General features: G+C 41.7%; 23 protein-coding genes and 1 pseudogene. 10 read left to right on the forward strand and 14 right to left on the reverse strand.

The window, feature by feature from the left end; all coding sequences use genetic code 11:
- Positions 1 to 49 precede the first annotated feature (49 nt).
- The 6 genes from HMPREF2926_RS00965 to HMPREF2926_RS00990 all read right to left on the reverse strand — a co-directional run bounded on the left by HMPREF2926_RS00965 (position 50) and on the right by HMPREF2926_RS00990 (position 4,110).
- The gene (locus HMPREF2926_RS00965) at positions 50 to 697 is read right to left on the reverse strand and encodes a redox-sensing transcriptional repressor Rex (protein WP_049474902.1); all 648 of its coding nucleotides are present in this window, start codon (positions 695 to 697) and stop codon (positions 50 to 52) included.
- 130 nt (positions 698 to 827) lie between these two features.
- A complete protein-coding gene (locus HMPREF2926_RS00970; protein WP_070586168.1) occupies positions 828 to 1,043 on the reverse strand; it encodes a DUF4649 family protein in 216 nt (71 codons plus the stop codon).
- 1 nt (position 1,044) lies between these two features.
- A complete protein-coding gene (locus tag HMPREF2926_RS00975) occupies positions 1,045 to 1,392 on the reverse strand; it encodes a DUF1831 domain-containing protein (RefSeq protein ID WP_070586169.1) in 348 nt (115 codons plus the stop codon).
- A 9-nt stretch (positions 1,393 to 1,401) separates the two neighbouring features.
- Positions 1,402 to 2,514 carry a cysteine desulfurase family protein gene (locus HMPREF2926_RS00980; protein ID WP_070586170.1) on the reverse strand — a complete coding sequence of 371 codons (1,113 nt, stop codon included), beginning with the start codon at positions 2,512 to 2,514 and terminating at the stop codon, positions 1,402 to 1,404.
- Between the two features lie 9 nt (positions 2,515 to 2,523).
- Entirely contained in the window at positions 2,524 to 3,480 is a 957-nt protein-coding gene (locus HMPREF2926_RS00985; RefSeq protein WP_003007186.1) for a ribose-phosphate diphosphokinase, read from the reverse strand.
- Positions 3,481 to 3,552: 72 nt separating this feature from the next.
- A complete protein-coding gene (locus HMPREF2926_RS00990; protein WP_070586171.1) occupies positions 3,553 to 4,110 on the reverse strand; it encodes a CYTH domain-containing protein in 558 nt (185 codons plus the stop codon).
- A gap of 95 nt (positions 4,111 to 4,205) precedes the next feature.
- On the opposite strand from HMPREF2926_RS00990, the gene HMPREF2926_RS00995 reads away from it, so the two are divergent.
- The 5 genes from HMPREF2926_RS00995 (at position 4,206) to mutY (ending at position 8,966) form a co-directional block, all read left to right on the forward strand.
- Positions 4,206 to 4,877 (forward strand): GTP diphosphokinase, encoded by a 672-nt coding sequence (locus HMPREF2926_RS00995; protein ID WP_023918039.1) that lies wholly within the window; start codon positions 4,206 to 4,208, stop codon positions 4,875 to 4,877.
- Positions 4,861 to 5,679: an NAD kinase gene (locus HMPREF2926_RS01000; RefSeq protein WP_305366792.1), complete on the forward strand. Its 819-nt coding sequence runs from the start codon at positions 4,861 to 4,863 to the stop codon at positions 5,677 to 5,679. The genes HMPREF2926_RS00995 and HMPREF2926_RS01000 overlap by 17 nt, the downstream gene beginning before the upstream one ends.
- Entirely contained in the window at positions 5,676 to 6,569 is an 894-nt protein-coding gene (locus tag HMPREF2926_RS01005; RefSeq protein ID WP_070586173.1) for an RluA family pseudouridine synthase, read from the forward strand. The genes HMPREF2926_RS01000 and HMPREF2926_RS01005 overlap by 4 nt, the downstream gene beginning before the upstream one ends.
- Before the next feature lie 21 nt (positions 6,570 to 6,590).
- Positions 6,591 to 7,565: a phosphate acetyltransferase gene (gene pta, locus HMPREF2926_RS01010; protein WP_070586174.1), complete on the forward strand. Its 975-nt coding sequence runs from the start codon at positions 6,591 to 6,593 to the stop codon at positions 7,563 to 7,565.
- A gap of 246 nt (positions 7,566 to 7,811) precedes the next feature.
- Positions 7,812 to 8,966, forward strand: coding sequence for an A/G-specific adenine glycosylase (mutY, locus tag HMPREF2926_RS01015; RefSeq protein WP_070586175.1), 1,155 nt, complete (start codon positions 7,812 to 7,814; stop codon positions 8,964 to 8,966).
- 27 nt (positions 8,967 to 8,993) lie between these two features.
- On the opposite strand, the gene HMPREF2926_RS01020 is transcribed toward mutY, so the two are convergent.
- From HMPREF2926_RS01020 to HMPREF2926_RS01040, 5 genes are all read right to left on the reverse strand, one after another.
- The gene (locus tag HMPREF2926_RS01020) at positions 8,994 to 9,341 is read right to left on the reverse strand and encodes a DUF6568 family protein (protein ID WP_070586176.1); all 348 of its coding nucleotides are present in this window, start codon (positions 9,339 to 9,341) and stop codon (positions 8,994 to 8,996) included.
- A 257-nt stretch (positions 9,342 to 9,598) separates the two neighbouring features.
- On the reverse strand, positions 9,599 to 11,314 hold the full coding sequence (locus tag HMPREF2926_RS01025; RefSeq protein WP_070586177.1) for a phospho-sugar mutase: 1,716 nt from the start codon (positions 11,312 to 11,314) through the stop codon (positions 9,599 to 9,601).
- 151 nt (positions 11,315 to 11,465) lie between these two features.
- A complete protein-coding gene (locus HMPREF2926_RS01030) occupies positions 11,466 to 12,026 on the reverse strand; it encodes an ECF transporter S component (protein WP_070586178.1) in 561 nt (186 codons plus the stop codon).
- On the reverse strand, positions 12,023 to 12,562 hold the full coding sequence (gene coaC, locus HMPREF2926_RS01035; RefSeq protein WP_024056114.1) for a phosphopantothenoylcysteine decarboxylase: 540 nt from the start codon (positions 12,560 to 12,562) through the stop codon (positions 12,023 to 12,025). The genes HMPREF2926_RS01030 and coaC overlap by 4 nt, the downstream gene beginning before the upstream one ends.
- A gap of 10 nt (positions 12,563 to 12,572) precedes the next feature.
- The gene (locus HMPREF2926_RS01040) at positions 12,573 to 13,250 is read right to left on the reverse strand and encodes a phosphopantothenate--cysteine ligase (protein ID WP_070586179.1); all 678 of its coding nucleotides are present in this window, start codon (positions 13,248 to 13,250) and stop codon (positions 12,573 to 12,575) included.
- A gap of 175 nt (positions 13,251 to 13,425) precedes the next feature.
- Here HMPREF2926_RS01040 and HMPREF2926_RS01045 point away from each other — a divergent pair, with 175 nt between their 5' ends.
- Entirely contained in the window at positions 13,426 to 15,096 is a 1,671-nt protein-coding gene (locus HMPREF2926_RS01045) for a formate--tetrahydrofolate ligase (RefSeq protein ID WP_070586180.1), read from the forward strand.
- Between the two features lie 70 nt (positions 15,097 to 15,166).
- Here the strand turns inward: HMPREF2926_RS01045 and HMPREF2926_RS01050 are convergent, their stop codons facing one another.
- Positions 15,167 to 16,510, reverse strand: coding sequence for an MATE family efflux transporter (locus HMPREF2926_RS01050; RefSeq protein ID WP_070586181.1), 1,344 nt, complete (start codon positions 16,508 to 16,510; stop codon positions 15,167 to 15,169).
- Between the two features lie 95 nt (positions 16,511 to 16,605).
- On the opposite strand from HMPREF2926_RS01050, the gene HMPREF2926_RS01055 reads away from it, so the two are divergent.
- Positions 16,606 to 17,160, forward strand: a complete 555-nt coding sequence (locus HMPREF2926_RS01055) for a GNAT family N-acetyltransferase (protein ID WP_070586182.1) — start codon at positions 16,606 to 16,608, stop codon at positions 17,158 to 17,160.
- Positions 17,161 to 17,207: 47 nt separating this feature from the next.
- Here the strand turns inward: HMPREF2926_RS01055 and HMPREF2926_RS01060 are convergent.
- Positions 17,208 to 18,229 (reverse strand): annotated as a pseudogene (locus HMPREF2926_RS01060) (YdcF family protein).
- Positions 18,230 to 18,424: 195 nt separating this feature from the next.
- Between HMPREF2926_RS01060 and brnQ the strand changes: the two are divergent.
- The 3 genes from brnQ to HMPREF2926_RS01075 all read left to right on the forward strand — a co-directional run bounded on the left by brnQ (position 18,425) and on the right by HMPREF2926_RS01075 (position 21,198).
- Complete coding sequence (gene brnQ / locus HMPREF2926_RS01065) at positions 18,425 to 19,738, forward strand: branched-chain amino acid transport system II carrier protein (RefSeq protein ID WP_070586183.1); 1,314 nt, start codon at positions 18,425 to 18,427, stop codon at positions 19,736 to 19,738.
- A gap of 160 nt (positions 19,739 to 19,898) precedes the next feature.
- Positions 19,899 to 20,606, forward strand: coding sequence for a thiol-disulfide oxidoreductase-associated membrane protein CcdA2 (gene ccdA2 / locus HMPREF2926_RS01070; RefSeq protein ID WP_049497920.1), 708 nt, complete (start codon positions 19,899 to 19,901; stop codon positions 20,604 to 20,606).
- Between the two features lie 22 nt (positions 20,607 to 20,628).
- A complete protein-coding gene (locus HMPREF2926_RS01075; RefSeq protein WP_070586184.1) occupies positions 20,629 to 21,198 on the forward strand; it encodes a TlpA family protein disulfide reductase in 570 nt (189 codons plus the stop codon).
- 30 nt (positions 21,199 to 21,228) lie between these two features.
- Here the strand turns inward: HMPREF2926_RS01075 and HMPREF2926_RS01080 are convergent, their stop codons facing one another.
- The gene (locus HMPREF2926_RS01080) at positions 21,229 to 22,473 is read right to left on the reverse strand and encodes an NAD(P)H-dependent oxidoreductase (protein ID WP_070586185.1); all 1,245 of its coding nucleotides are present in this window, start codon (positions 22,471 to 22,473) and stop codon (positions 21,229 to 21,231) included.
- Positions 22,474 to 22,483 lie beyond the last annotated feature (10 nt).

Raw genomic sequence — 22,483 nt, forward strand, 5'->3', positions numbered from 1 at the left:
GAGGCTAGGATTTTTGTCCCAGCCTCTTTTCTTGTTAATGTATAAATCTTTATTCTTCGTTTTTTCGCATGAAATAAAGGAGTGTTTGCAATTCACTAGTGAGATCGACATATTGGACAACAACGTCTTTAGGAACTGTCAGATGGACCGGAGAAAAGCTTAGAATTCCTTTGACACCGGCATCTACTAAAAGACTAGCAACTTCCTGCGCTTTAATACTTGGGACAGTTAAAATTGCTGTTTGAATGCCTTCTTTTTTGAGATTCTCTTTGATCGTAGAAATCCCATAAATGGGGATCCCATCCTTACTTTTGGTATTAATCAGTTCATGATCATCTACATCAAAAGCCATGACAATTTTCATCTTATTGCGTTCATGGAAGCGATAGTTGAGGAGCGCACTTCCCATATTTCCGATCCCCACAATAGCGACATTGGTAATGGCATTGTCATTCAAGAGATCTGCAAAGAAGTTCATCAGTTTTTTTACGTCATAACCAAATCCACGTCTTCCTAATTCACCAAAATATGAGAAATCTCGTCGAACAGTAGCAGAGTCAATCCCAATTGCATCAGCAATTTGCTTGGAATTGGCGCGCTCTATTTTTTCAGAGTTAAAACGTTTAAAAATGCGGTAGTAGAGCGATAAGCGTTTTGCTGTTGCGCGTGGAATTGGAGTATTTTTATCATGTTTCACAATATCACAACCTTTCCCTCTTATTGTATAGGAAGATTGTGAAAAAATCAACTATCTTGAACGGTTTTTCAAAAATATTTTTGTCTAAAGAAAAAGCTGATGGTGATGGGAGAGTTCCATCAGCATCAGCTTAGTTTTCAGCTTGCTCTACCTTTTTCAAAAAAGCATAGAGCCCATCGACTCTCCCCTTATAGGGGAGTTTTTCTCCCTTGTATTCAATGGATACGATTGAGTAAGAGTCAGGCAGGGTTACACAGCCTGAAAAATCTAGGATGCAGGCTGCAAGGTCGGGATAAGTAGTCGTTCGTTCTACTTGGTAAGCATCGATATAAGTTAGGGTTACCATATTAGGCCTCTGTTTTGTTGAAAATTTCTCTTTCGACAAGACTATCCATTAAGAAATAGAATTTTTGTTGGATAATGTCATTTTCTGGATTTTTAAAGATATTAACCAGGCGAAGCCCAGACTTGTCTGTAATATTGATCTTAAAACCTGTCAAATCTTTATTGAAAATGATTTTAAGTAGGAAGCCTTCGCCGCTATTTGGAACGGCTTCGAGCAAACGATTTAACTCATAATTTCCAACTTTTGTAACGGCGAATGTATTGTCACATAAGGTATATTTTTTTACATTTGGGTGTAGACTATAGGTATATTTGCAGTCTTTCAATGAAACACTTGTTTCAAAAGCCATATTGTTCTCCTATGATAAAATTTCTTTAAGTTTTGAAAGGAAGTCTTGAACCTCCTCTACGGTATTGAGTTCTGAAAAACTAATTCGAAGGGATTCTTTTAAGCGTGAGCTATCTTTTCCATAGAGTGCCTCAAGGACATGGCTGGGTTGAACTGTACCAGCGGTACAAGCAGAACCTGTAGAGACAGAAATTCCAGCAAGATCGAGTCGCATCAGTAAAACGTCATTTTGGACACCCGGAAAGCCAAGATTCCAAACAAATGGAAGATGATCTTCATTCGCATTAACGTAGTAGTCGTAGGCTGCTAAACCATTGACTAGTTCTTGGCCCAGTTTTTGAACCTGGTTGAAATTTTCTTCTTGATGAAGTGTAGCTTGCTGAAGCGCGGTTGCCATCCCTACAATAGAAATGAGATTTTCCGTGCTGGCTCTCATCTTACTTTCCTGATCCCCACCATGGATGAGATTATCAAAATCTGGGACGGCTGCATAAAGGAAGCCGACTCCTTTTGGTCCGTGGAATTTGTGGGCAGAAGCACTGAGAAAATTAATTCCCAACTCTTCGGGATTGACGGGGACCTTTCCGATTGCTTGGACAGCATCAACGTGAAAGGCAGCTGGATGATCTTTTAAGAGTTCTCCGATTTCTTTAATCGGTAGAAGATCGCCTGTCTCGTTATTGGCAAACATGGTAGAGACAAGAATGGTATCTGGTCTAAGAGCCGCCTTGATATCACTAGCCTGAATGCGTCCATCTCTTGGTTGGACGATCGTAACTTCAAATCCGAAACGTTCTACAAGATATTCGATGGGTTCTAGAACCGCATGGTGTTCCAAAGCAGTCGTAATGATGTGTTTGCCATCCGCTTGGTGTTTCAAGCAATAGCCTTTTATAACGGTATTATTACTTTCTGATCCACCTGAGGTGAAGAAGATACGATTTGGAAGAGTATGGAGTGACTGAGCAATCTGCTCGCGAGATTCTCGAAGGAGTTTACTAGCCATCCGTCCATGAGCATGAAGGCTCGATGGATTTCCAAAAGTGGTCTTCATGGTTTCAGACATTTTATCAATGACTTCAGGTAGAAGGGGAGTTGTTGCGGCATTATCAAAATATATCACATTAAGACCTTATTTCTTGTGGTAGGCAAATAGAGGACTAACAGGTTTTCTTTCTTGAATGCGAACAATAGCTTCAGCGATCAGTTCGCTAGCTGTCAGATAGTTAATATTTTTAGGAGTTGGTCCGTTTGGAGCAACAGAATCGGTTACTAAGATTTCTTTGATCGGAGCTTGGTCTAATAACTCGACAGCACCTTTTACAAATAAACCATGGCTTGATACAGCATAAATTTCAGTAGCTCCTTCTCGTTCGACGATTTTCGCAGCTTCTGAGAATGTCTTACCGGTATTGAGGATATCGTCAATCAAGATCGCTTTCTTATCTTTGACATCCCCGATAATATAGCCATAATCACGGTTCGCATCATCTTGCTCGTAATCAATGATCGCAATCGGTGCATCAAGATATTCAGCTAAACTACGAGCTCGTTTGACACCAGAGTTTTTAGGGCTGACGACGACGACATCAGGCCCTGTTAGACCTTTGTTGATGTAGTGTTCTGCAAAAAGTGGAATGGTAAAGAGGTTATCCACGGCAATATCGAAGAAACCTTGAACCTGAACAGCATGGAGATCCAGTGTGACAACGCGATCCACCCCAGCTTTGACCAACATGTTTGCGACGAGCTTAGCTGTGATTGGTTCGCGAGGAGCAGCAGTCCGGTCTTGGCGGGCATAACCGAAGTAAGGCATGACCACATTGACAGTATTTGCGCTGGCCCGTTGGCAAGCATCTACCATAATTAACAGTTCCATCAAGTGATTGTTGACAGGGAAACTGGTTGATTGAATGATATAAATATCATATCCACGAACACTTTCCTCAATATTGACTTGGATTTCACCATCTGAGAATTGACGGGATGAAATTTTCCCAAGTGGAACCCCAGCGTGATCCGCAATCTTTTGCGCAATCTCTGGATTTGAATTGAGAGAGAAGAGCTTCATATTTTTTTTATCTGACATGTGATTCCAACCTCATTTAGATTTTTGATCTTAGCACTATTTTAGCAAAAATTTGCGATAATTTCAGCTATTTTACAATCTTTCCGCCAATCTGGCGATTTTATTTTTAGCAGCTTTGTAGACGATTCCATGCTCTTTGATGAACTGATGGAAATTTTCTTCCTGCTCAGCAGTTTCGACCTCGATTTCTAATTCATAATCTTCAGTGTCTAGATAGAGACTGCGGTCTAGTGCTACTAAGCCTGCATCAGTTTCTTTTTCGAATCGTTCTGTTGTAAGGCTTCCCCAGACCGCGAGTTGCTCAACTGGGATTTCTTTAGATTTCAAGAGTTTTTTGATTTCTCCGTCAGGAAACTGTTGTTGTTGAAGAATCTCCTTGGTTTCTTCTGGGTTGAGGTCTTGATTGTACTCGAAATGGCCAACATCTTCAGGGACTTTGAGAGTCAATTCAGCCTGATCTGTGAAAGTACGCACCCGCAAGGCCATTTTTTCCTTACGGATGAGCTGGTCGGGTGTATCGATATAGTGATTGGTTTGGACAACCAATTCTGTATCAGCAAAAAGTGGAAGGAGGGATTGGTATTCCTCCTTGTCTAGCATGGTTTTGTATTCAATTTCTAAATGGTTCATTTTGTGGTCCTTTGCTTTTTTTCAAAAGCGATTCATGATATAATAAGAGATGTGTTTATTGTATACAAAAATGGTTCAGATTACAAGGTGGTAGGATGGCAATTGATTGGGAAAACTTCTTAGATCCGTATATCCAAGCAGTTGGGGAATTAAAAATCAAACTGCGTGGGATTCGTAAGCAATATCGTAAGCAACAAAAGCATTCTCCAATTGAGTTTGTTACAGGACGGGTCAAGCCGATTGAGAGCATTCGCGAAAAGATGATCCGAAGAAATATTTCTGAAGAAAATCTGGCTCAGGATATGCAAGATATTGCTGGTCTTCGCATCATGGTCCAGTTTGTGGATGACGTCGAAGAGATCCTAGAGGTTCTGAGACAACGGCAGGATATGCGCGTGGTCCAAGAGCGAGATTACATCCGCCACAAGAAATCAAGTGGCTACCGGAGTTACCACGTCGTGGTCGAGTATCCGGTCGATACCATTGATGGAAATGAAACGATCTTAGCAGAGATTCAAATTCGGACCTTGTCCATGAATTTTTGGGCAACCATTGAACACTCGCTTAATTATAAATATAAAGGAGACTTTCCAGACGAGATCAAAAAACGCTTAGAGACGACAGCAAACCTGGCCTATCTCTTGGATGAAGAGATGGGGGCAATTCGGGATGCGATTCAGGAGGCTCAAGCCCTGTTTGATCCACTTCATCGTAAGTTAAATGATGGCGTTGGAAATAGTGATGACACAGATGAAGACTACAGGTAAAAAAGTATCCATTATTCGCAATCGCAAGCGTCAAAGTGAAGAGGTTTTTCAGCAGTTGCGCTACAAGCTTCGGAAAAATAATTTTATTTTGACGGAGAAGCACCCGGATATTGTGATTTCAATTGGTGGCGATGGGATGTTGTTATCAGCCTTTCACAAGTATGAACACCAGTTGGATCGGGTGCGATTTGTTGGCGTCCATACCGGACACTTAGGATTCTATACGGATTACTTAGACAGTGAAATCGATAAGCTGGTTGAGAATTTGAAATATGATACAGGCGCTAAGGTTTCTTACCCTATTTTGAATGTCAAGATTACTTTCGAAAATGGGGAAACCCGTACCATGAGAGCTTTGAACGAAGCAACGATTAAGAGAAGCGACCGAACCATGGTTGCTGATCTCACGATTAATGGAGTGGATTTTGAGCGCTTCAGAGGAGACGGGATCACCGTTTCGACTCCTACAGGAAGTACGGCTTACAATAAATCCTTGGGAGGAGCAGTCCTTCACCCAACTATTGAGGCGCTGCAAATCGCTGAGATCGCCAGTCTCAACAACCGTGTTTATCGTACCTTGGGTTCTTCTGTCATTGTCCCTAAAAAGGATAAGATCGAGATTACACCGACGAGACCTGGCTTCCACATTATCTCTGTCGATAATTCAACCTATTCTTACCGCAATATTGCAAAAGTAGAGTATCAGATCGACAACCATAAGATTAATTTTGTGGCAAGTTCCAGTCACACCAGTTTCTGGAATCGGGTCAAGGATGCCTTTATCGGAGATGACGGAGAATGAGATTTGAATTCATTGTCGATGAGCATGTCAAGGTTAAGACCTTTCTGAAAAAGCACGAGGTTTCTAAAGGCCTTTTGGCTAAGATTAAGTTTCGTGGAGGCCAGATCCTTGTCAATGGTCGTCCGGAGAATGCGATTTATTTGTTGGATATTGGGGATCACTTGGTCATAGACATTCCAGCAGAAGAAGGTTTTGAAACCCTAAAACCTATGGATCGACCTTTGGATATTTTGTTTGAAGATGATCATTTTTTGGTCTTAAACAAACCTTTTGGCATCGCCTCGATTCCAAGTGCGATTCATTCTAATACTTTAGCAAATTTTGTAAAAGGCTATTATGTGAAGCAAGGCTATGAGAACCAGCAGGTCCACATAGTCACTCGCCTGGATAAAGATACGAGTGGCGTTATGCTCTTTGCCAAACATGGCTATGCCCATGCCCGTTTAGATAAGCAATTGCAAGCCAAAACGATTCAGAAACGCTATTACGCCTTGGTCAAGGGATCTGGGAAGCTTGATCCTGTCGGAGAGATTATTGCTCCGATTGCGCGTGATGAAGATTCAATTATCACCCGCAAGGTAGCTAAAGGTGGAAAATACGCTCATACAAGCTACCAGGTTGTTCAATCTTTTGGTGATATTCACCTAGTGGATATTCAGTTACACACAGGCCGAACCCATCAGATCCGTGTTCATTTTTCCCATATTGGTTTTCCACTTTTGGGAGATGATCTCTATGGCGGGAGTTTAGAAGACGGCATTGAGCGCCAAGCCCTTCATTGTCATCGTCTATCCTATTATCACCCATTTCTAGAGGAAGAGTTGGTCATAGAAAGTCCACTGCCTCCAGATTTTCAAGCTGTATTAACACAGCTTCAAACAAGTTATTAATTATTAAAAGGAGTAAAACTCATGGAAGTTTTTGAAAATCTCAAAGCCAACCTCGTTGGTAAGAATGCTCGTATTGTGTTACCAGAAGGGGAAGAACCTCGTATTCTGCAAGCAGCGAAACGCATTGTTAAAGAAACAGACGTGACACCTGTCTTGCTTGGTAATCCAGATAAGATTCGGATTTATCTTGAAATTGAAGGAGTCTTGGATGGATACGAAGTCATCGACCCGCATTCTTACTCAGGTTTTGAAGAGATGGTTGCTTCCTTAGTTGAGCGCCGTAAGGGTAAAATGACAGATGAAGAGGCACGTCAAATTTTGAAAGACGATGTCAACTACTTTGGTGTCATGTTGGTACATTTGGGAATCGTTGATGGTATGGTTTCAGGTGCCATTCACTCAACTGCTGCAACTGTTCGTCCTGCCCTTCAAATCATCAAAACTCGTCCAAATGTCAAACGAACCTCAGGTGCCTTCCTCATGGTACGCGGAACTGAACGTTACTTGTTTGGGGACTGTGCCATCAATATTAATCCAGATGCAGAAGGCTTGGCTGAAATTGCCATCAACTCAGCTATCACAGCCAAGATGTTTGGAATTGATCCCAAAATTGCCATGTTGAGCTATTCAACAAAAGGTTCTGGTTTTGGCGAAAGTGTTGATAAAGTAGTGGAAGCAACAAAAATCGCTCATGAACTTCGTCCAGACCTTGAAATTGATGGAGAATTGCAATTTGACGCTGCCTTTTTACCAGAAACAGCAGCCTTGAAAGCTCCAGGAAGCAAGGTAGCAGGTCAAGCTAATGTCTTTATCTTCCCTGGTATTGAAGCAGGTAATATTGGATATAAGATGGCAGAACGTCTTGGTGGCTTTGCGGCGGTAGGTCCTGTCTTGCAAGGGTTGAACAAACCAGTCAATGACCTCTCTCGTGGATGTAATGCAGATGACGTTTACAAATTGACCTTGATTACTGCAGCTCAAGCCGTGGAACAATAAGAAATGCATTTAGAGAGTGGGACAGAAATTGGTAATTCGTTAGAATTCGATTTCGTCGTCCCACCTCCGCACAGTTGAGTAGGGCTGTAAAAGCTGATGAAATCAGCGTAGTAGAGCCCACTCAACCACTGCGTCTTGCTCAACAATCTAAAGACAATTGAGAGGCCAGGACTTTTGTCCCAGCCTCTTTTTCTTTATAAAATCAGAATTTCTAAACTCTAACCCATTCTATGGTATACTAGGAATATGTTAGATTTAAAAGATTACGGGATTATCATGTGGGAGGAGGAAAAAATTGCTTCCTTCCGTGAAAAGTTATTAGCCTGGTATGATGCCCATAAACGGGATCTCCCTTGGAGAAGGACGCAGGATCCTTATAAAATTTGGATTTCAGAAATTATGCTCCAGCAGACACGTGTCGATACGGTGATTCCTTATTATGAGCGTTTTCTGAATTGGTTTCCGACAGTTGCTGATTTGGCTCAGGCATCTGAGGAAAAGCTCTTAAAAGCTTGGGAAGGCTTGGGGTATTACTCACGTGTCCGCAACATGCAGAAGGCTGCCCAGCAAATCATGGAGGAGCATGGGGGAGTGTTCCCATCAAGCTACGAGTCTATCTCAAAACTGAAGGGCATTGGGCCTTATACAGCTGGTGCCATTGCTAGTATTGCTTTTGGATTGCCAGAGCCGGCAGTAGATGGCAATGTCATGCGTGTTTTAGCTCGTTTGTTTGAGGTCGACTACGATATCGGAATCCCAACCAATCGTAAGATTTTTCAAGCTATGATGGAACTCTTGATTGATCCAGACCGTCCTGGTGATTTTAATCAGGCTTTGATGGATTTGGGCTCAGATATTGAGTCCCCAGTCAATCCACGGCCAGAAGAAAGTCCTGTCAAGGAATTTAGCGCGGCCTACCAACATGGGACCATGGATCGTTATCCCATTAAGGCTCCTAAAAAGAAACCGGTACCTGTCTATCTAACAGCCTTTATTATCAAGGATAGTCAAGGACGCTACTTGCTGGAGAAAAATGAGCGAGAAGGACTCTTGTCAGGCTTCTGGCATTTCCCCTTGATCGAAGTGGATAGCCTATCTGAGAACCTAGGTCAATTATCTCTATTGGATGGGAAGGGGGATGCAGAGAGTAACCCAGAAATTCTTTCTTTTGAACAGGACTATGACTTGGCCATTGAATGGCAGGACAGATCGTATCCTATCGTCCAGCATATCTTTTCGCATCGCAAGTGGCAGGTTCAGATTCGTTACGGCCTAGTAAAAGAAGGAGAGCAACCAGCAAGCGAATCGACTGTTTGGTTAACACCAGAAGAATTTTCGTACTATCCTTTTGCTAAACCCCAGCAGAAGATTTGGACGACTTTTTCGGAAAATGAAAAATAGCTAGAGATTATTCTCTAGCTAATTTTTTTATAGATGAGCGAATGCTTTGATTTCTTCTTCAGACATGGATGAGTCGCAACGAACAGTGACTTCACCAGATTCGACATGTAAAAATCCTGGGACAGTTGGGATGCCGTAAGTTGAGCGGAAGGCTTGTAATGCGTCTAGCTGACTTGGTTCTTCACTATTAATAAAATAGATATGAGCTTTTGTTTCAGCTACGACAGTTGCTAACTTACTAGCAAACTTCCGGCAGTAAGGACAAGTCTTGCGTCCGATAAAGAAGGTTGCTGTTTCTTTTTTGTCAATCGCTTCTTGCGCACGCGCAACAGTTGTAACTTCAAGATCTTTAATATCTTCTAAAAATTGTTCCATGAGATTACCTCGCTTTCTTCTAAATCTAGTATGCCATATTTTCTAAAAAATCGCTGGTATTTGCTACGAAAGAAAGAGAGAGTGGGACAGAAATCGGTCATTCGTTAGAATTCGATTTCGTCGTCCCACCTCCGCACAGTTGAGTAGGGCTGTAAAAGCTGATGAAATCAGCGTAGTAGAGCCCACTCAACCACTGCGTCTTGCTCAACAATCCAAAAACAATTAAAAGGCTAGGACTTTTGTCCCAACCTCATGTTTTAGCCTACAAAAGCATTGATTTCTGCTTCGATATTCGCAATTTTTTCTTTAGCATCTGCTTCAGATTCACCAACTGTAGCAATGTAGAATTTGATTTTTGGTTCTGTACCTGAAGGACGAACGGCAAACCATGAATCATCAGCCAAGATGTATTTCAATACGTTACTTGGAGGAGTTGTTAATTTTTCAACGCCGTCAGCAGTAGTAGCTGTTTGTTCCAAGAAGTCTTCTGTCTTAGCAATGTCTGTGTTGTTGAATTGTTTAGGAGCGTTACCACGGAATTTATCCATGATTTTCTTGATTTCAGCAGCTCCATCCACACCTGAAAGGGTAACAGAGATAGTCTTTTCTGCGAAGTAACCATATTGTTTATAGATTTCTTCGATACCATCTGCCAAAGTCATACCACGTGAGCGGTAGTAAGCTGCGATTTCAGCAACGATAAGAACGGCTTGGATAGCATCTTTGTCACGTACGAATGGTTTGATGAGGTAACCGAAGCTTTCTTCAAAACCAAGCATGTAAGTGTGGTTGTGTTGTGTTTCAAATTCATGAATTTTTTCACCGATAAATTTGAAACCAGTCAAGACGTTAAACATAGTTGCGCCGTAGCTTTTTGCAATCTTGGTCACCAACTCAGTGGATACGATGGATTTACAAAGAGCAGCATTTGCAGGAAGAGTACCAGCTGTTTTGTGAGCTTCAAGAATATATTTAGCAATGATCGCTCCGATTTGGTTACCAGAAAGGTTGAGGTAAGAACCATCTGGTTGGCGGATTTCAACACCAAGGCGGTCAGCATCTGGGTCAGTTGCGACCAATACATCAGCATCTACTTTGCGACCAAGTTCTTCAGCAAGAGCAAAAGCAGCTTGGTTTTCAGGGTTTGGAGATTTAACAGTTGAGAAATCAGCATCTGGAACAGCTTGAGCTTCAACAACTTGAACTGCTTCAAATCCAGCTTGTGCAAGAGCACGACGAGCCAACATTTCACCTGTACCATGAAGAGGAGTGTAGACAATCTTCATGTCGCGACCGTACTCATTGATCAAGTCTTGGTTGATGTTAACGCCTTTCACTTCTTTCAAGTATTCAGCATCGACGTTTTCACCGATAACTTCAATCAAGCCATTAGCTTTGCTTTCTTCAAGGTCAGCCAATTGCACAGTGAAAGGATTTTTGATCGCACGGATGTAATCTGTCAAAGCATCGGCATCTGCAGGTGGCATTTGTCCACCGTCTTCACCATAAACCTTGTATCCATTAAATGGAGCAGGGTTGTGGCTAGCTGTTACCATGATCCCAGCAAATGTGTGGAGGTGGCGAACAGCAAACGACAATTCAGGTGTTGGACGAAGGCTTTCAAATACATACGATTTGATCCCATGAGCAGCCAAGACTTGAGCAGATTCAAAAGCAAACTCAGGAGAGAAGTGACGGCTGTCATAAGCAATGGCAACTCCGCGTTTTTTAGCTTCTTCCCCTTTTGATTCGATCAATTGGGCCAATCCTTCAGTTGCTTGGCGAACAACATAAATGTTAATACGATTGGTACCAGCACCGATTAACCCACGCATACCAGCTGTACCAAACTCTAAGTTGGTATAGAAGGCATCTTCTTTGGTTTTTTCGTCCATTGCGACCAACTCTTCACGAAGGTAAGCTGGTAATTCAGCAAAGTCGAGCCATTTTTGGTAGTTTTCTTGATAAGTCATGCAAGCGTCTCCTTTTTGCTATATATTTAATCGCTTTCATTATAGCAAATTTTTTCAGAAAATTCTAGCGATAATTGTAAATCTTTTCAAAAATAAAGAGGGAATTTAGGATAGATAAAAGGTCAAGACAAAACTGTCTCGACCTAGCTTTTTATTTTAATTTTTCAAGGGATGGAACGACTGCACTAGTAATGAGTACTGTCGCAATGACTTCGATGAGTGAGTTAGTAGACACAATCAAGCCAAGGAAATTTTGAATTCCCCCTCCAAAACTGTTGCCAAAGAAGAAGTAAATCCCGCTTAAAACGAAAACAGTATTGGTCATAGAGCCGACAATTCCAGCGATCATAAGTCCTGTACGATTGCGAATCCAGCGATAGACGAAGTAAGGGGTTACCCCAATGAGAATCCGAGGGACTATGGCAATGATAAGGGAGTAGAGATTCCCGTGAGGGACAAAGGGACTAAAGAGATAGCTGGCTGGTGTTATAACCAGGGTATTCATGGTGAGGCTAAAGAGTCCCATGAGGAGTCCTAGAATTGCTCCAGTTCGAGGTCCGTAGATAATAGAAGCGATCACGACAGGAATATGAACCAAGGTTGGTTGAATTCCTGATGGGACAAATTGCAAAATGAAGGACGTCACAAAGTGAATGGTGATCATCACGGCAAAAAAGATGGCAATTCGTGAAATAGAGGCTGATTTTCTCATAAACAATTCTCCTTAACAGCTTGGATGATAGTGTCGACAGTGGCTAGAGCTCCAGAACCTTGATCTCCACAAGCGAGAGTAGCCTCTCGAGGTTGGATGATCTGGTAACCATAGTCTTGTAAGAGTTTTAGATTTCGTTGGGTAGCAGGATGATCTAGCATTTTTGTATTCATAGCAGGGGCCAGTAATTTTTTAGTCCTTTGAGGCAAGGCTAGAGCTGTGCTTGTGACCATATTATCTGCAAGTCCCATGGCCAATTTAGCAATGGTATTGGCACTGGCCGGCGCTACAAGAAAGAGGTCAGTTTCTTTCCCAATGTCGATGTGCTCGATCCGCTGTGGATCGTCTTCCACCATAACCTCTAGGCCTACTGGATTTTTTGAAAGAACTTGCAAGGTTAAAGGGGTGATAAATTTTTGGGCTGAAGGAGTCATGAGGACCTTCACTTCAAATCCCAATTTGGTTAGTTGGCTGGTAATATCAGCAGCCTTATAGGCGGAAATACTACCGGTAACCGCTAAAGTAATGTGTGTCATATGTACCTTTTTATTTGATATAACGTAGGATAGCCTCTGCGATTTCTGTTTTCGTAGAAGCTTCTAGAACGTGATCATCTGTTACTAGATAGGCTTGATGCTGACCGTTCTGAATCTTGGTCAGATCATTGGCAACGATCATGCTGGCATGATTTTTAACCAGGCTTTCACGCGCTACCTGGATCAACTCTTCAGAAGAAACGTCGACTAAAAGCTTAAAGCCGATCAGTTGAATGGCAGGGTTCCATTCTTTGACGAGCGAGATAATCTTCGGATTTTTCTTTAAGAAGAGCACCTGATATTCTTCTTTCGAAGAGATTTTGGTTTCGTGATTTTCGCGATGGATAAAGCTATGAAGGTCTTTAGCCTTCTCAACCTCCTCAAGGCCTGTCATGTAAACAGGCGTATAGTCTGAGACTGCCATAGCATGGATTAATACCTGGTGACGAGGAACTTCCTTTTTCATTTGAGAGAGAAGTTCCTCAACATTGTCGATCAATAGAAGTCGAAGCTGTGGGTGAGGGTCGGGTTTAAGAGCGGTAGGCGTTGTGATCAAGGTCACCTGATGTCCCTTAGCAAGAGCCGTTTCTGCAAGGATTTTCCCTAGGCTCCCGGTGGAATGATTGGTGATCGAACGAACACTATCAATGGCTTCGCTCGTCCCGCCTGATGTAATTAAAATATGCATATGCTTATTTTACACAAAAAAGATACATAAGTAAAGTTCTGAAGCTATTAGGATTAGCTATGTGTAGCCATAAAATTTACATAAAAAACGAACGTTCGATTCAAAAGGTGGAAAAACCATGTCATTTTCGCGAATTTTAGGTATAATAGACCTATCAAATATAAAGGAGTCCCTTATGAAAACAGATATCGAAATTGCTCAAAGCATTGAACTCCAACCGATTGTGGACGTTGTTAAGAAGATCGGTTTGGTAGACGATGATCTTGAATTGTATGGAAAATACAAGGCGAAATTGAGCTTTGATAAGATTCGTGAAGTTGAGAAAAATCCAGTAGGAAAACTTATCTTAGTCACTGCGATCAACCCAACTCCAGCTGGAGAAGGGAAATCAACCATTACCATTGGTCTAGCAGATGCTTTGAATAAAATCGGTAAAAAAACCATGATTGCCATTCGCGAACCTTCTTTAGGTCCAGTTATGGGGATTAAAGGTGGTGCTGCTGGTGGTGGCTATGCCCAAGTTCTACCGATGGAAGACATCAACCTTCATTTCACAGGGGATATGCATGCCATCACAACGGCTAATAACGCTCTCTCAGCATTGATTGATAATCATTTGCATCAAGGAAATGAGCTAGGTATTGACCAACGTCGGATTATCTGGAAACGGGTAGTGGACTTGAATGACCGTGCTCTTCGTCATGTCTCTGTCGGTCTTGGCGGTCCTTTAAATGGGATTCCGCGTGAAGACGGATTTGATATTACCGTTGCTTCTGAGATTATGGCCATCCTTTGCTTGGCGACAGATATTGAAGATTTGAAAGGCCGTTTGGCTAATATTGTTATTGGCTACCGTTATGATCGTAGCCCGGTCTATGTCCGTGATTTGGAAGTGGAAGGGGCACTTGCCTTGATCCTCAAAGATGCGATCAAGCCAAACTTGGTTCAAACCATCTATGGTACACCTGCCTTTGTTCACGGTGGTCCATTTGCCAATATCGCCCATGGATGTAACTCTGTGTTAGCAACGACGACAGCTCTTCATTTAGCGGACTATACAATTACAGAAGCAGGTTTTGGTGCTGACCTTGGTGCTGAAAAATTCCTCGATATTAAAACGCCAAACTTGCCAACTTCACCAGATGCTGTTGTAATCGTAGCAACACTTCGTGCTCTTAAGATGAATGGTGGAGTGACCAAGGATGCTCTGACTGAAGAAAATGTAGAGGCTGTTCGTGCTGGTTTTGCCAACTTGAAACGCCACGTTGAAAATATCCGTAAGTTTGGTATTCCTGCGGTAGTAGCTATCAATGAATTTATCACCGATACAGAAGCAGAAATTGCTGCTTTGAAAGAATTGTGTGCTGAAATTGAGGTACCAGTAGAGCTTGCGAGCGTATGGGCGAATGGTGCTGACGGTGGGGTTGACCTTGCTGAAACGCTGGTTCAAACCATCGAAACAAGTCCAGCTACCTACACACGTTTGTATGATAACAACCTTTCTGTAGAAGAAAAAATTGAAAAAATTGTGACGGAAATTTACCGTGGTAGCAAGGTAAACTTTGAGAAGAAAGCTAAGACACAAATTGCCCAAATCGTGAAAAATGGTTGGGATAAGTTGCCAATCTGTATGGCCAAAACACAATATAGCTTCTCCGATAATCCAAACGCCTTGGGAGCTCCGGAAAACTTTGAAATTACTATTCGTGAAGTGGTTCCAAAATTGGGAGCAGGCTTTATTGTCGCTTTGACTGGGGATGTCATGACCATGCCTGGTCTACCAAAACGTCCAGCTGCTTTAAATATGGATGTGGCTGCTGACGGAACAGCGATCGGCTTGTTCTAATAGACGCCTGATGACAAAAAAACTTCTGTTCAAATGAGCAGAAGTTTTTTTATTATGGACTCGTCGAGTGTTATGATGCAAGAAGCTGATGACTGGCTTTGTGGTAGGTAAACCAAAGTTGAAGGGTCATTGGAACCCAAATGAGAGGCTCGCAAAGAATGACTCCTATATAGCCTGTGTGAGGGATAATGAAAAGTACAAAGAGAATTTTTCCTGTTAACTCGATAAAGCTAGAAATCAAAGGGGTCAATTTTCGGCCGATACCTTGGAGGGAATTCCCTAAAATCAAGAGGCATCCTAAGACCGGATAGAAGTAGGAGCTGATTTGCAGATAGAGACTGGCATTTGCGATCAAGTTAGGATCGCTAGATCCAGATATGAGGCTTGTTAAGAAGGGGCTTGTAAAGAAGAGGAGGATGGCAACAATGATCGACCAAACGAAGGAGAGAAGACAAGCTTGTTTGACCCCTTTTTGAATCCGTCGAAAGCGTTTAGCACCAAAGTTTTGCGAGGTAAAGGTCGTCATACTAGTGGAAATAGCAGCCATTGGTAGGAGGGCAAAGGACATGATCCGACGCGCTGAGATATGAGCACTAATGATGGTCATTCCAAGCTTATTGATAGCTGATTGTAAGATGACTGTTCCGATAGAGACAATAGAAGACATGAGCCCCATGGTAAATCCCTGACTGATTAAGTCCTGATAGAGCCTTTGATCCCAAACAAAATCGTTTCGATTTGGCAGGAGGAAAGGCACTTTTTTGCGAATATAAAAGAAACAAAGAAGTGCAGAAAAACTTTGCGCAATAATGGTCGCAATCCCAGCGGATTGGACTCCGAGATGGAGTTGGGTAATAAAATAAAGATCAAGAAGAATATTGAGAATGGCAGCGATAATCAAGAAGTAGAGTGCCGCTAAGCTATCGCCAACCGCTCGAAGAAGTCCGGCACAAAGATTATAGGCAAAGGTCACAGCTACACCATTGACTATGGTGGAGATATAGAGATAGGACTGAGCTATAATAGCTTGTGGGGTCCCTAAAAACTGGAGAAGGGGATAAAGACCCACAACACCAATAGATATCACGAAGAGACTGAGGATGCCGCCAATAACAGCAGTTGCTGCGACAGATTTTCGTAATTGGTCATCGTTTTTAGCTCCATAATTTCTCGCGATAATGATGCCCATCCCATTTCCAACACCGACAGCAAATCCAACAATCAGATCAAAAATAGCGGAGGTCGCACCAACGGCGGCCAATGATTTTTGACCTAAAAATCGTCCTACAATCATGACATCCGAGGTATTGTAGAGTTGTTGGAAGATATTGGATAAAAGAATAGGAAAGGCAAAACTTAAAAGAGTGGGTAAAATAGGACCATCTATGAGGTTCACACGTTGAATTCTTTTCATAGTGCCATTATACCAACTTCAGTAACCAGCGACAAGCATCGGTAGTTGAATCCCCTTACATTTTTTGATATAATCGTGTCAGAAAAGGAGGCCTTATGAGCTTAACGAGCCAATTAATCACGGAAACGTTCCCAGATCTGGATAAGGTCGAAAGGCTGAATATCGAAGCATTTCCAGAAGAAGAGCGTGTTCCTTTGTCAGAATTTTTACGCTATACGGACAATGACGATGCCAATTTCTTTGCTTTTTATAACGACGAAGAATTTGTCGGATTTGCTTTTTCAATCTATAATCAGAAAGCTTTTTATGTCAGTTTCTTTGCCATTATGCCACATTTAAGAAGCCATGGATATGGTCAAGAAATCATTGAAAAATTGGTGGAATTTTACCAAAGGACCATGATTCTTGAAGTGGAACGTTTAGATGAAGAATGCGACAATATAGAGCAGCGTCAGTCTCGGATGGATTTCTATAAGCGAAATGGATTTAAAACTGCTAATGCTTTTTTAGAATACGATGATCTGAGTTTTGAGATTCTTTATCGAGGCGATCAATTTGATGAAGAGGCTTATCGGGACATCTTCCATAAACTGCAAGCAGAGAATTACTTTGATTTCCGTATTGAATACCGACGCTTCAGTGATCATTAGACATGATATAAAAAAGTTCTCAGCTAATTTGCAGAGAATTTTTTTGGTTAGTAAATAAAGAAATAGTTCACGATACTCATGATTTGTGAAAAGAACCAAGGCAGAAATAGAAAAGCTAAGAAAGTAGCATGCCATTTCCAATAGAGAGAAACTAGCTCAACCGTTTCTCGGATCCAAGCCGATGGGAGATAATAAAAAGCTGTTTTTGAACCGACACTGCGTCCAGGGATTTTTAATCGTCTCATAAAGACACCAGCCCGAAGAGCGTGAAAGGAATTGGTCACCACAAGGACACTCTTTTCTAGTCCCTGATCTTCAAGAATAGCCTTGCTAAAGATCAGATTTTCAAAAGTCGTTCGAGAACGATTCTCAATCAAAATATCTTCCTGTAGTACACCCTGTTCCATCAGGTAGTTTGCCATAGCTTCCGCCTCTGAGGTTAACTCATCAGCACCTTGTCCGCCAGAAACAATTAGTTTTGATCGTCCCTCGAACTGCTCATAGATAGTCTTTGCTTTAGTTAGACGATGGGCTAGAAGTGGTGGGACTTTATTCCCAATTAGACCGGAGCCAAGGACGATGATAGCATCCGGTTCCTTACGGATGGGGAAAAAATTACAAAAGGTCCCATAAAAGACATAAGAGAGATAAAGAAAGGTCGAGTAAAAGAGGGCGAAGTCTGTTGGGTAAATCAAGATATATTTCCTGGGAAATGAGGAAGGAAATGTAGCGCCAAGGCTCCGATAATAAAAATCCCATATAGGAGTGAGAGGAGGTTAGCCAGCCTTTTTCCTTCATAGGTCATCATTTGACGGCCGTTAAAAAGAAGAAAAACAGTTGAGAAAATAATACTGAGTAAAACAAGAATAGCAAGTACTGAAAAAACAATGATACCAATCTGCTGGTTAAACCAGATCCTTGTCCGTACGACCAGTAAAAGTGCTGAAATAAGGAGGAAAAGGCCTAAGCTTACTGAAAAGAGGTAAGCATTGATCAGTCGTCTGCGGTCGTTCAAAAAGAAAAATAAAAAAATGGTAGCTGGAACCAACCAGAATATATTTAGAAACATGATGACTCCTAGATGTAGTAGTAGTTTAATTGTAACACAATTGGCTAAAAGGTGCTTATGAACTACACAATCGTTCAATGTTGTTAAAAGCCTTAACTGCTAATTGAGAAAATCAATAGATTCAGAAAAAAGGAATTGCCGTGGCGGATAAAAGCTGTTATACTAGAGAAGATTGACAAATGTAAAGGAGAACACATGTTACGAAAAGGTTCCTTAACAGGTTTGCTGTTATTTGGTATTTTCTTTGGTGCAGGGAATTTGATCTTTCCACCTGCGCTAGGTGCCCAGTCGGGTAGCCATTTTTGGCCAGCTATTGCTGGATTTGTCTTATCAGGAGTAGGGATTGCGATTATCACCTTGATTATTGGGACACTCAATCCTAAAGGGTATATCCATGAGATTTCACGAAAAATTGCTCCTTGGTTTGCCATCGTTTATCTGGTAGCCTTGTATCTGTCTATTGGTCCCTTCTTTGCGATTCCAAGAACAGCTACCGTTTCCTACGAAGTTGGGATTGCCCCCTTGTTAGGAAATGCCAATGGAGGACTTGGTCTCTTCATTTTTACCTTGATCTATTTCTGTTTGGCCTATTTGATTGCCTTGTATCCTTCTAAAATCCTAGATAGTATTGGTCGGATTTTAACACCTGTCTTTGCTATCTTGATTGTTGTACTCGTTGTCCTTGGTGCTCTCAACTACAGCGGACACGCGCCTCAAGTGGCAACAGAAGCCTACCAAGCATCTGCCTTTGGGCAAGGTTTCCTCGAAGGGTACAATACCTTGGATGCCCTTGCTTCAGTGGCTTTTAGTGTGATTGCGGTGACCACCCTCAATCAACCTGGTTTCACCAGCAAGAAAGAATACATTAAAACCATCTGGATCGTTGGGATCGTCGTAGCCATTGGCTTTAGTATTTTGTATATTGGATTGGGTTATCTTGGAAATCACTTCCCAATTCCAGCAGAAGTGATGGCTTCCGATGCCAATAAGGGTGTTTATGTCCTCTCAGAAGCAACCAAGGCTATCTTTGGCCCAGTTGCTCAAATTTTCCTTGCAGGTATGGTGACGGTGACTTGCTTTACCACAACAGCCGGTTTGATCGTATCGACAGGGGAATTCTTCCATAACACTTTCCCTAAAATTTCCTACAAAATCTATGCAACCCTCTTTACCTTGATTGGATTCTCCATTGCTAATCTTGGTTTGAGTGACATTATTGCCTATTCATTGCCTGTTTTGATGATTCTTTACCCAATCACCATTACCATTGTATTGATTGTCATTGTGAATAAATTTACTCAACTATCAAAACCAGGAATGCAGCTGACTATTTTCCTAGTTAGCTTGGTTGCGATTGCAGATGTTCTGGCAAGTACCTTTAAACTTGCAGGACTCGCTAATATCATTAAGCACTTGCCGTTTGCTGCCCAATCCCTCCCATGGTTATTACCAGCAGTCGTTGGTATTGTCCTTGCTCTGTTCTTGCCTAATAAACAAAGTGCAGAATAATAAGATTTACTAGAAACTCTAAAGTTACCTGCTTTAGAGTTTTTTTGATTTTGAAACTAGTAACGAAATGGATTCTTTAAAACCAAAACGTAGCAGAAATTTTTAATTTAAGGAAGGGCATGTTATACTATTTCTAACATATCAATATACGGAGCATTTTATGAATCAAATCGTTTTCTCTTTCACTGTCTTTCTGGCAGGGATTCTCTCCTTTTTCTCTCCCTGTGTCTTTCCTTTGCTCCCGGTCTACATAGGCGTTTTGCTAGGAAGTGATCAGGAAAAATCCGTTCAGATTTTTGGGAAAAAGATACGCTGGCATGGCATCGTTAAGACCTTGTGTTTTATCGCAGGTATTTCTGTTATTTTCCTTATCATAGGTTTCGGAGCTGGCTTATTGGGGCAGGTTATGTATACCAACTGGTTCCGCTACGTGATGGGAGCGCTGATCATTATCCTTGGTCTTCATCAGATGGAAGTCTTTCATTTTCATTTCCTTGAGAAGCAAAAATCAGTAGATTTTGGAGCCAACAAACAGAAGAATGAGTTGTTTTCAGCCTTTCTTCTTGGTCTTGGATTTAGTTTTGGTTGGACGCCTTGCATTGGTCCTGTATTAGGATCGGTTCTAGCATTAGCAGCATCCAATGGACAAGATGCCCTCGTGGGTGCTCTCTATCTCTTTATCTATACATTAGGGATGGCCATCCCATTCTTGCTCTTAGCACTGGCATCAGGCCTTGTATTGCCTTATTTCAATCGTCTCAAACCCCATCTCTTGTTGCTGAAGAAAATCGGTGGAGCCATCATCATTATTATGGGGATTCTATTACTCTTGGGACAATTAAATAGCTTGTCTTCAATCTTTTCATAAATCAAATGGAGGTATTATACCTATGAAATTTATCAAATATACGTGTTTTTCAATCCTCTCAATCGCTTTACTGTCTGCTTGTTCGATGGAGCAATCAAGTGAGAGCGGTATGAACAATATGAGCAATCAAACCATGACCAACACAACCTCAAGTAAACATCCCTTAGTAGGAAAAGAAGCAAGTGACTTCGAACTAAAAGACATGAAGGGGAACACAGTTAAGCTTTCACATTATAAAGGAAAAAAGGTTTACTTGAAATTTTGGGCTACCTGGTGTGGTCCTTGTCGTCAAAGCATGCCTGAACTTAATGAATTGGTTGAAGAAAAGGATAGAGATTTTGAGATTCTCACGGTTATGGCACCGGGAATGCAAGGGGAAAAAACAGAAGAAGAGTTCGTCGAATGGTTTGCCCAACAAGATTATCCATCAGTGCCCGTCTTGTATAATCCAGATGGCTCTGCCTTTGCGAACTATCAAGTACGTTCCATTCCTACAGAAGTCTTCATTGATAGCCAAGGGAAGATTGGTCATGTGCAGCTAGGGGCAATTTCAAACGAAGATGCTAAGAAGATTATCAAGGAGTTAAAATAAAAAAATGAAGCACGTAGCTTCATTTTTTTATTAGTTGCTTGCACCAGAAGTGGCATCAGCATCTCCGTGGCCTCCGTCACCATGTCCTCCAGCATCAGAAGCACCAGAAGTTGCATCTGCATCACCATGACCACCAGCAGGAGCAAATGGTCCGCTACCACCTACAAGGCGTTGACCTGTTGTTTGCAGGTACCAGTCTAACCATGGTTTGAAGTTGAAGACAATTTCATTGATACCAGCGTAAGAACCATCTTCATAATACATAGCTTGGTAGTTGTGGGTGTTGATCACGCCTTCAGGAGATCCTGGAACAATGGTTCGAACATATTCTTGGTTTCCGTTGCGAAGAGTGCCGATTACCCATTCAACGTTTTTCATACGTGCTGGTGGAAGGGATCCGTGAACGGTTGACATTCGGCTACCAGATTGAGGTGGCACGCGTTTGGCAAACATGGTATCTGGATCTTGATGAGCATTGTTGTAGTAGAGGAATTGGTTGTTATCATCGGCATAGGTCAACTCAAATGGCATGGCCTTCAAGAACATATTAATTTGGTCAACGGTTAGGATACCGTGGTCAAGTTTGACATAAGTATCTCCAGAAACAGCACCTGTAAGTTCAGCTACTTTTTCAACCCAATCTGGATCATCCGGATCGATCTCAGTAATAGTTGTAGCAATTGGATGATTACAATCTAAATCTTCTGGTTCAATTGGTTTTGGTTTTTTCAATTTAGATACAACCTCAACGTATTTCATAAAATTATCCAAGCAGGTTTCGAGGAATTTGACGGTTCCTTCGTTGATGATATTGCCGTTTTCGTCAAAAGCTTCTTTTGCTTTTCCAAGAAGGAATTCATTACCTGGAAGAGTATAAGCATTGACACCTGGAGCATCAAGGATCTTGCGGAGGTGAACCTGAGCACGTGATGTCCCTTGATCATAGTAGGAAGCACCAACGATCATTACTGGTTTGTTTTCAAATGGATGCACCTCAAAAGATAGCCATTCAAGAACAGATTTAAGAGCAGCAGAGATCGTATGGTTGTGCTCTGGAGTAGCAATGATGACACCATCTGCTCGAGTAATTTTATTGTACAAAAGACGTAATTGGAAACTTTCGTCCCATTTTTCATCTTGGTTAAACATTGGAACTTCATCGATTTCAAGAACTTCCAATTCAAATTTGATCTTAAATTGGCGGCGAATGAATTCCAAGAGTTTACGGTTATATGATTGATCGTAGTTTGATCCTACAAGTCCTACAAATTTCATTCTTTTCTGT

Source organism: Streptococcus sp. HMSC078D09, assembly GCF_001813675.1.
GTDB lineage: Bacteria > Bacillota > Bacilli > Lactobacillales > Streptococcaceae > Streptococcus.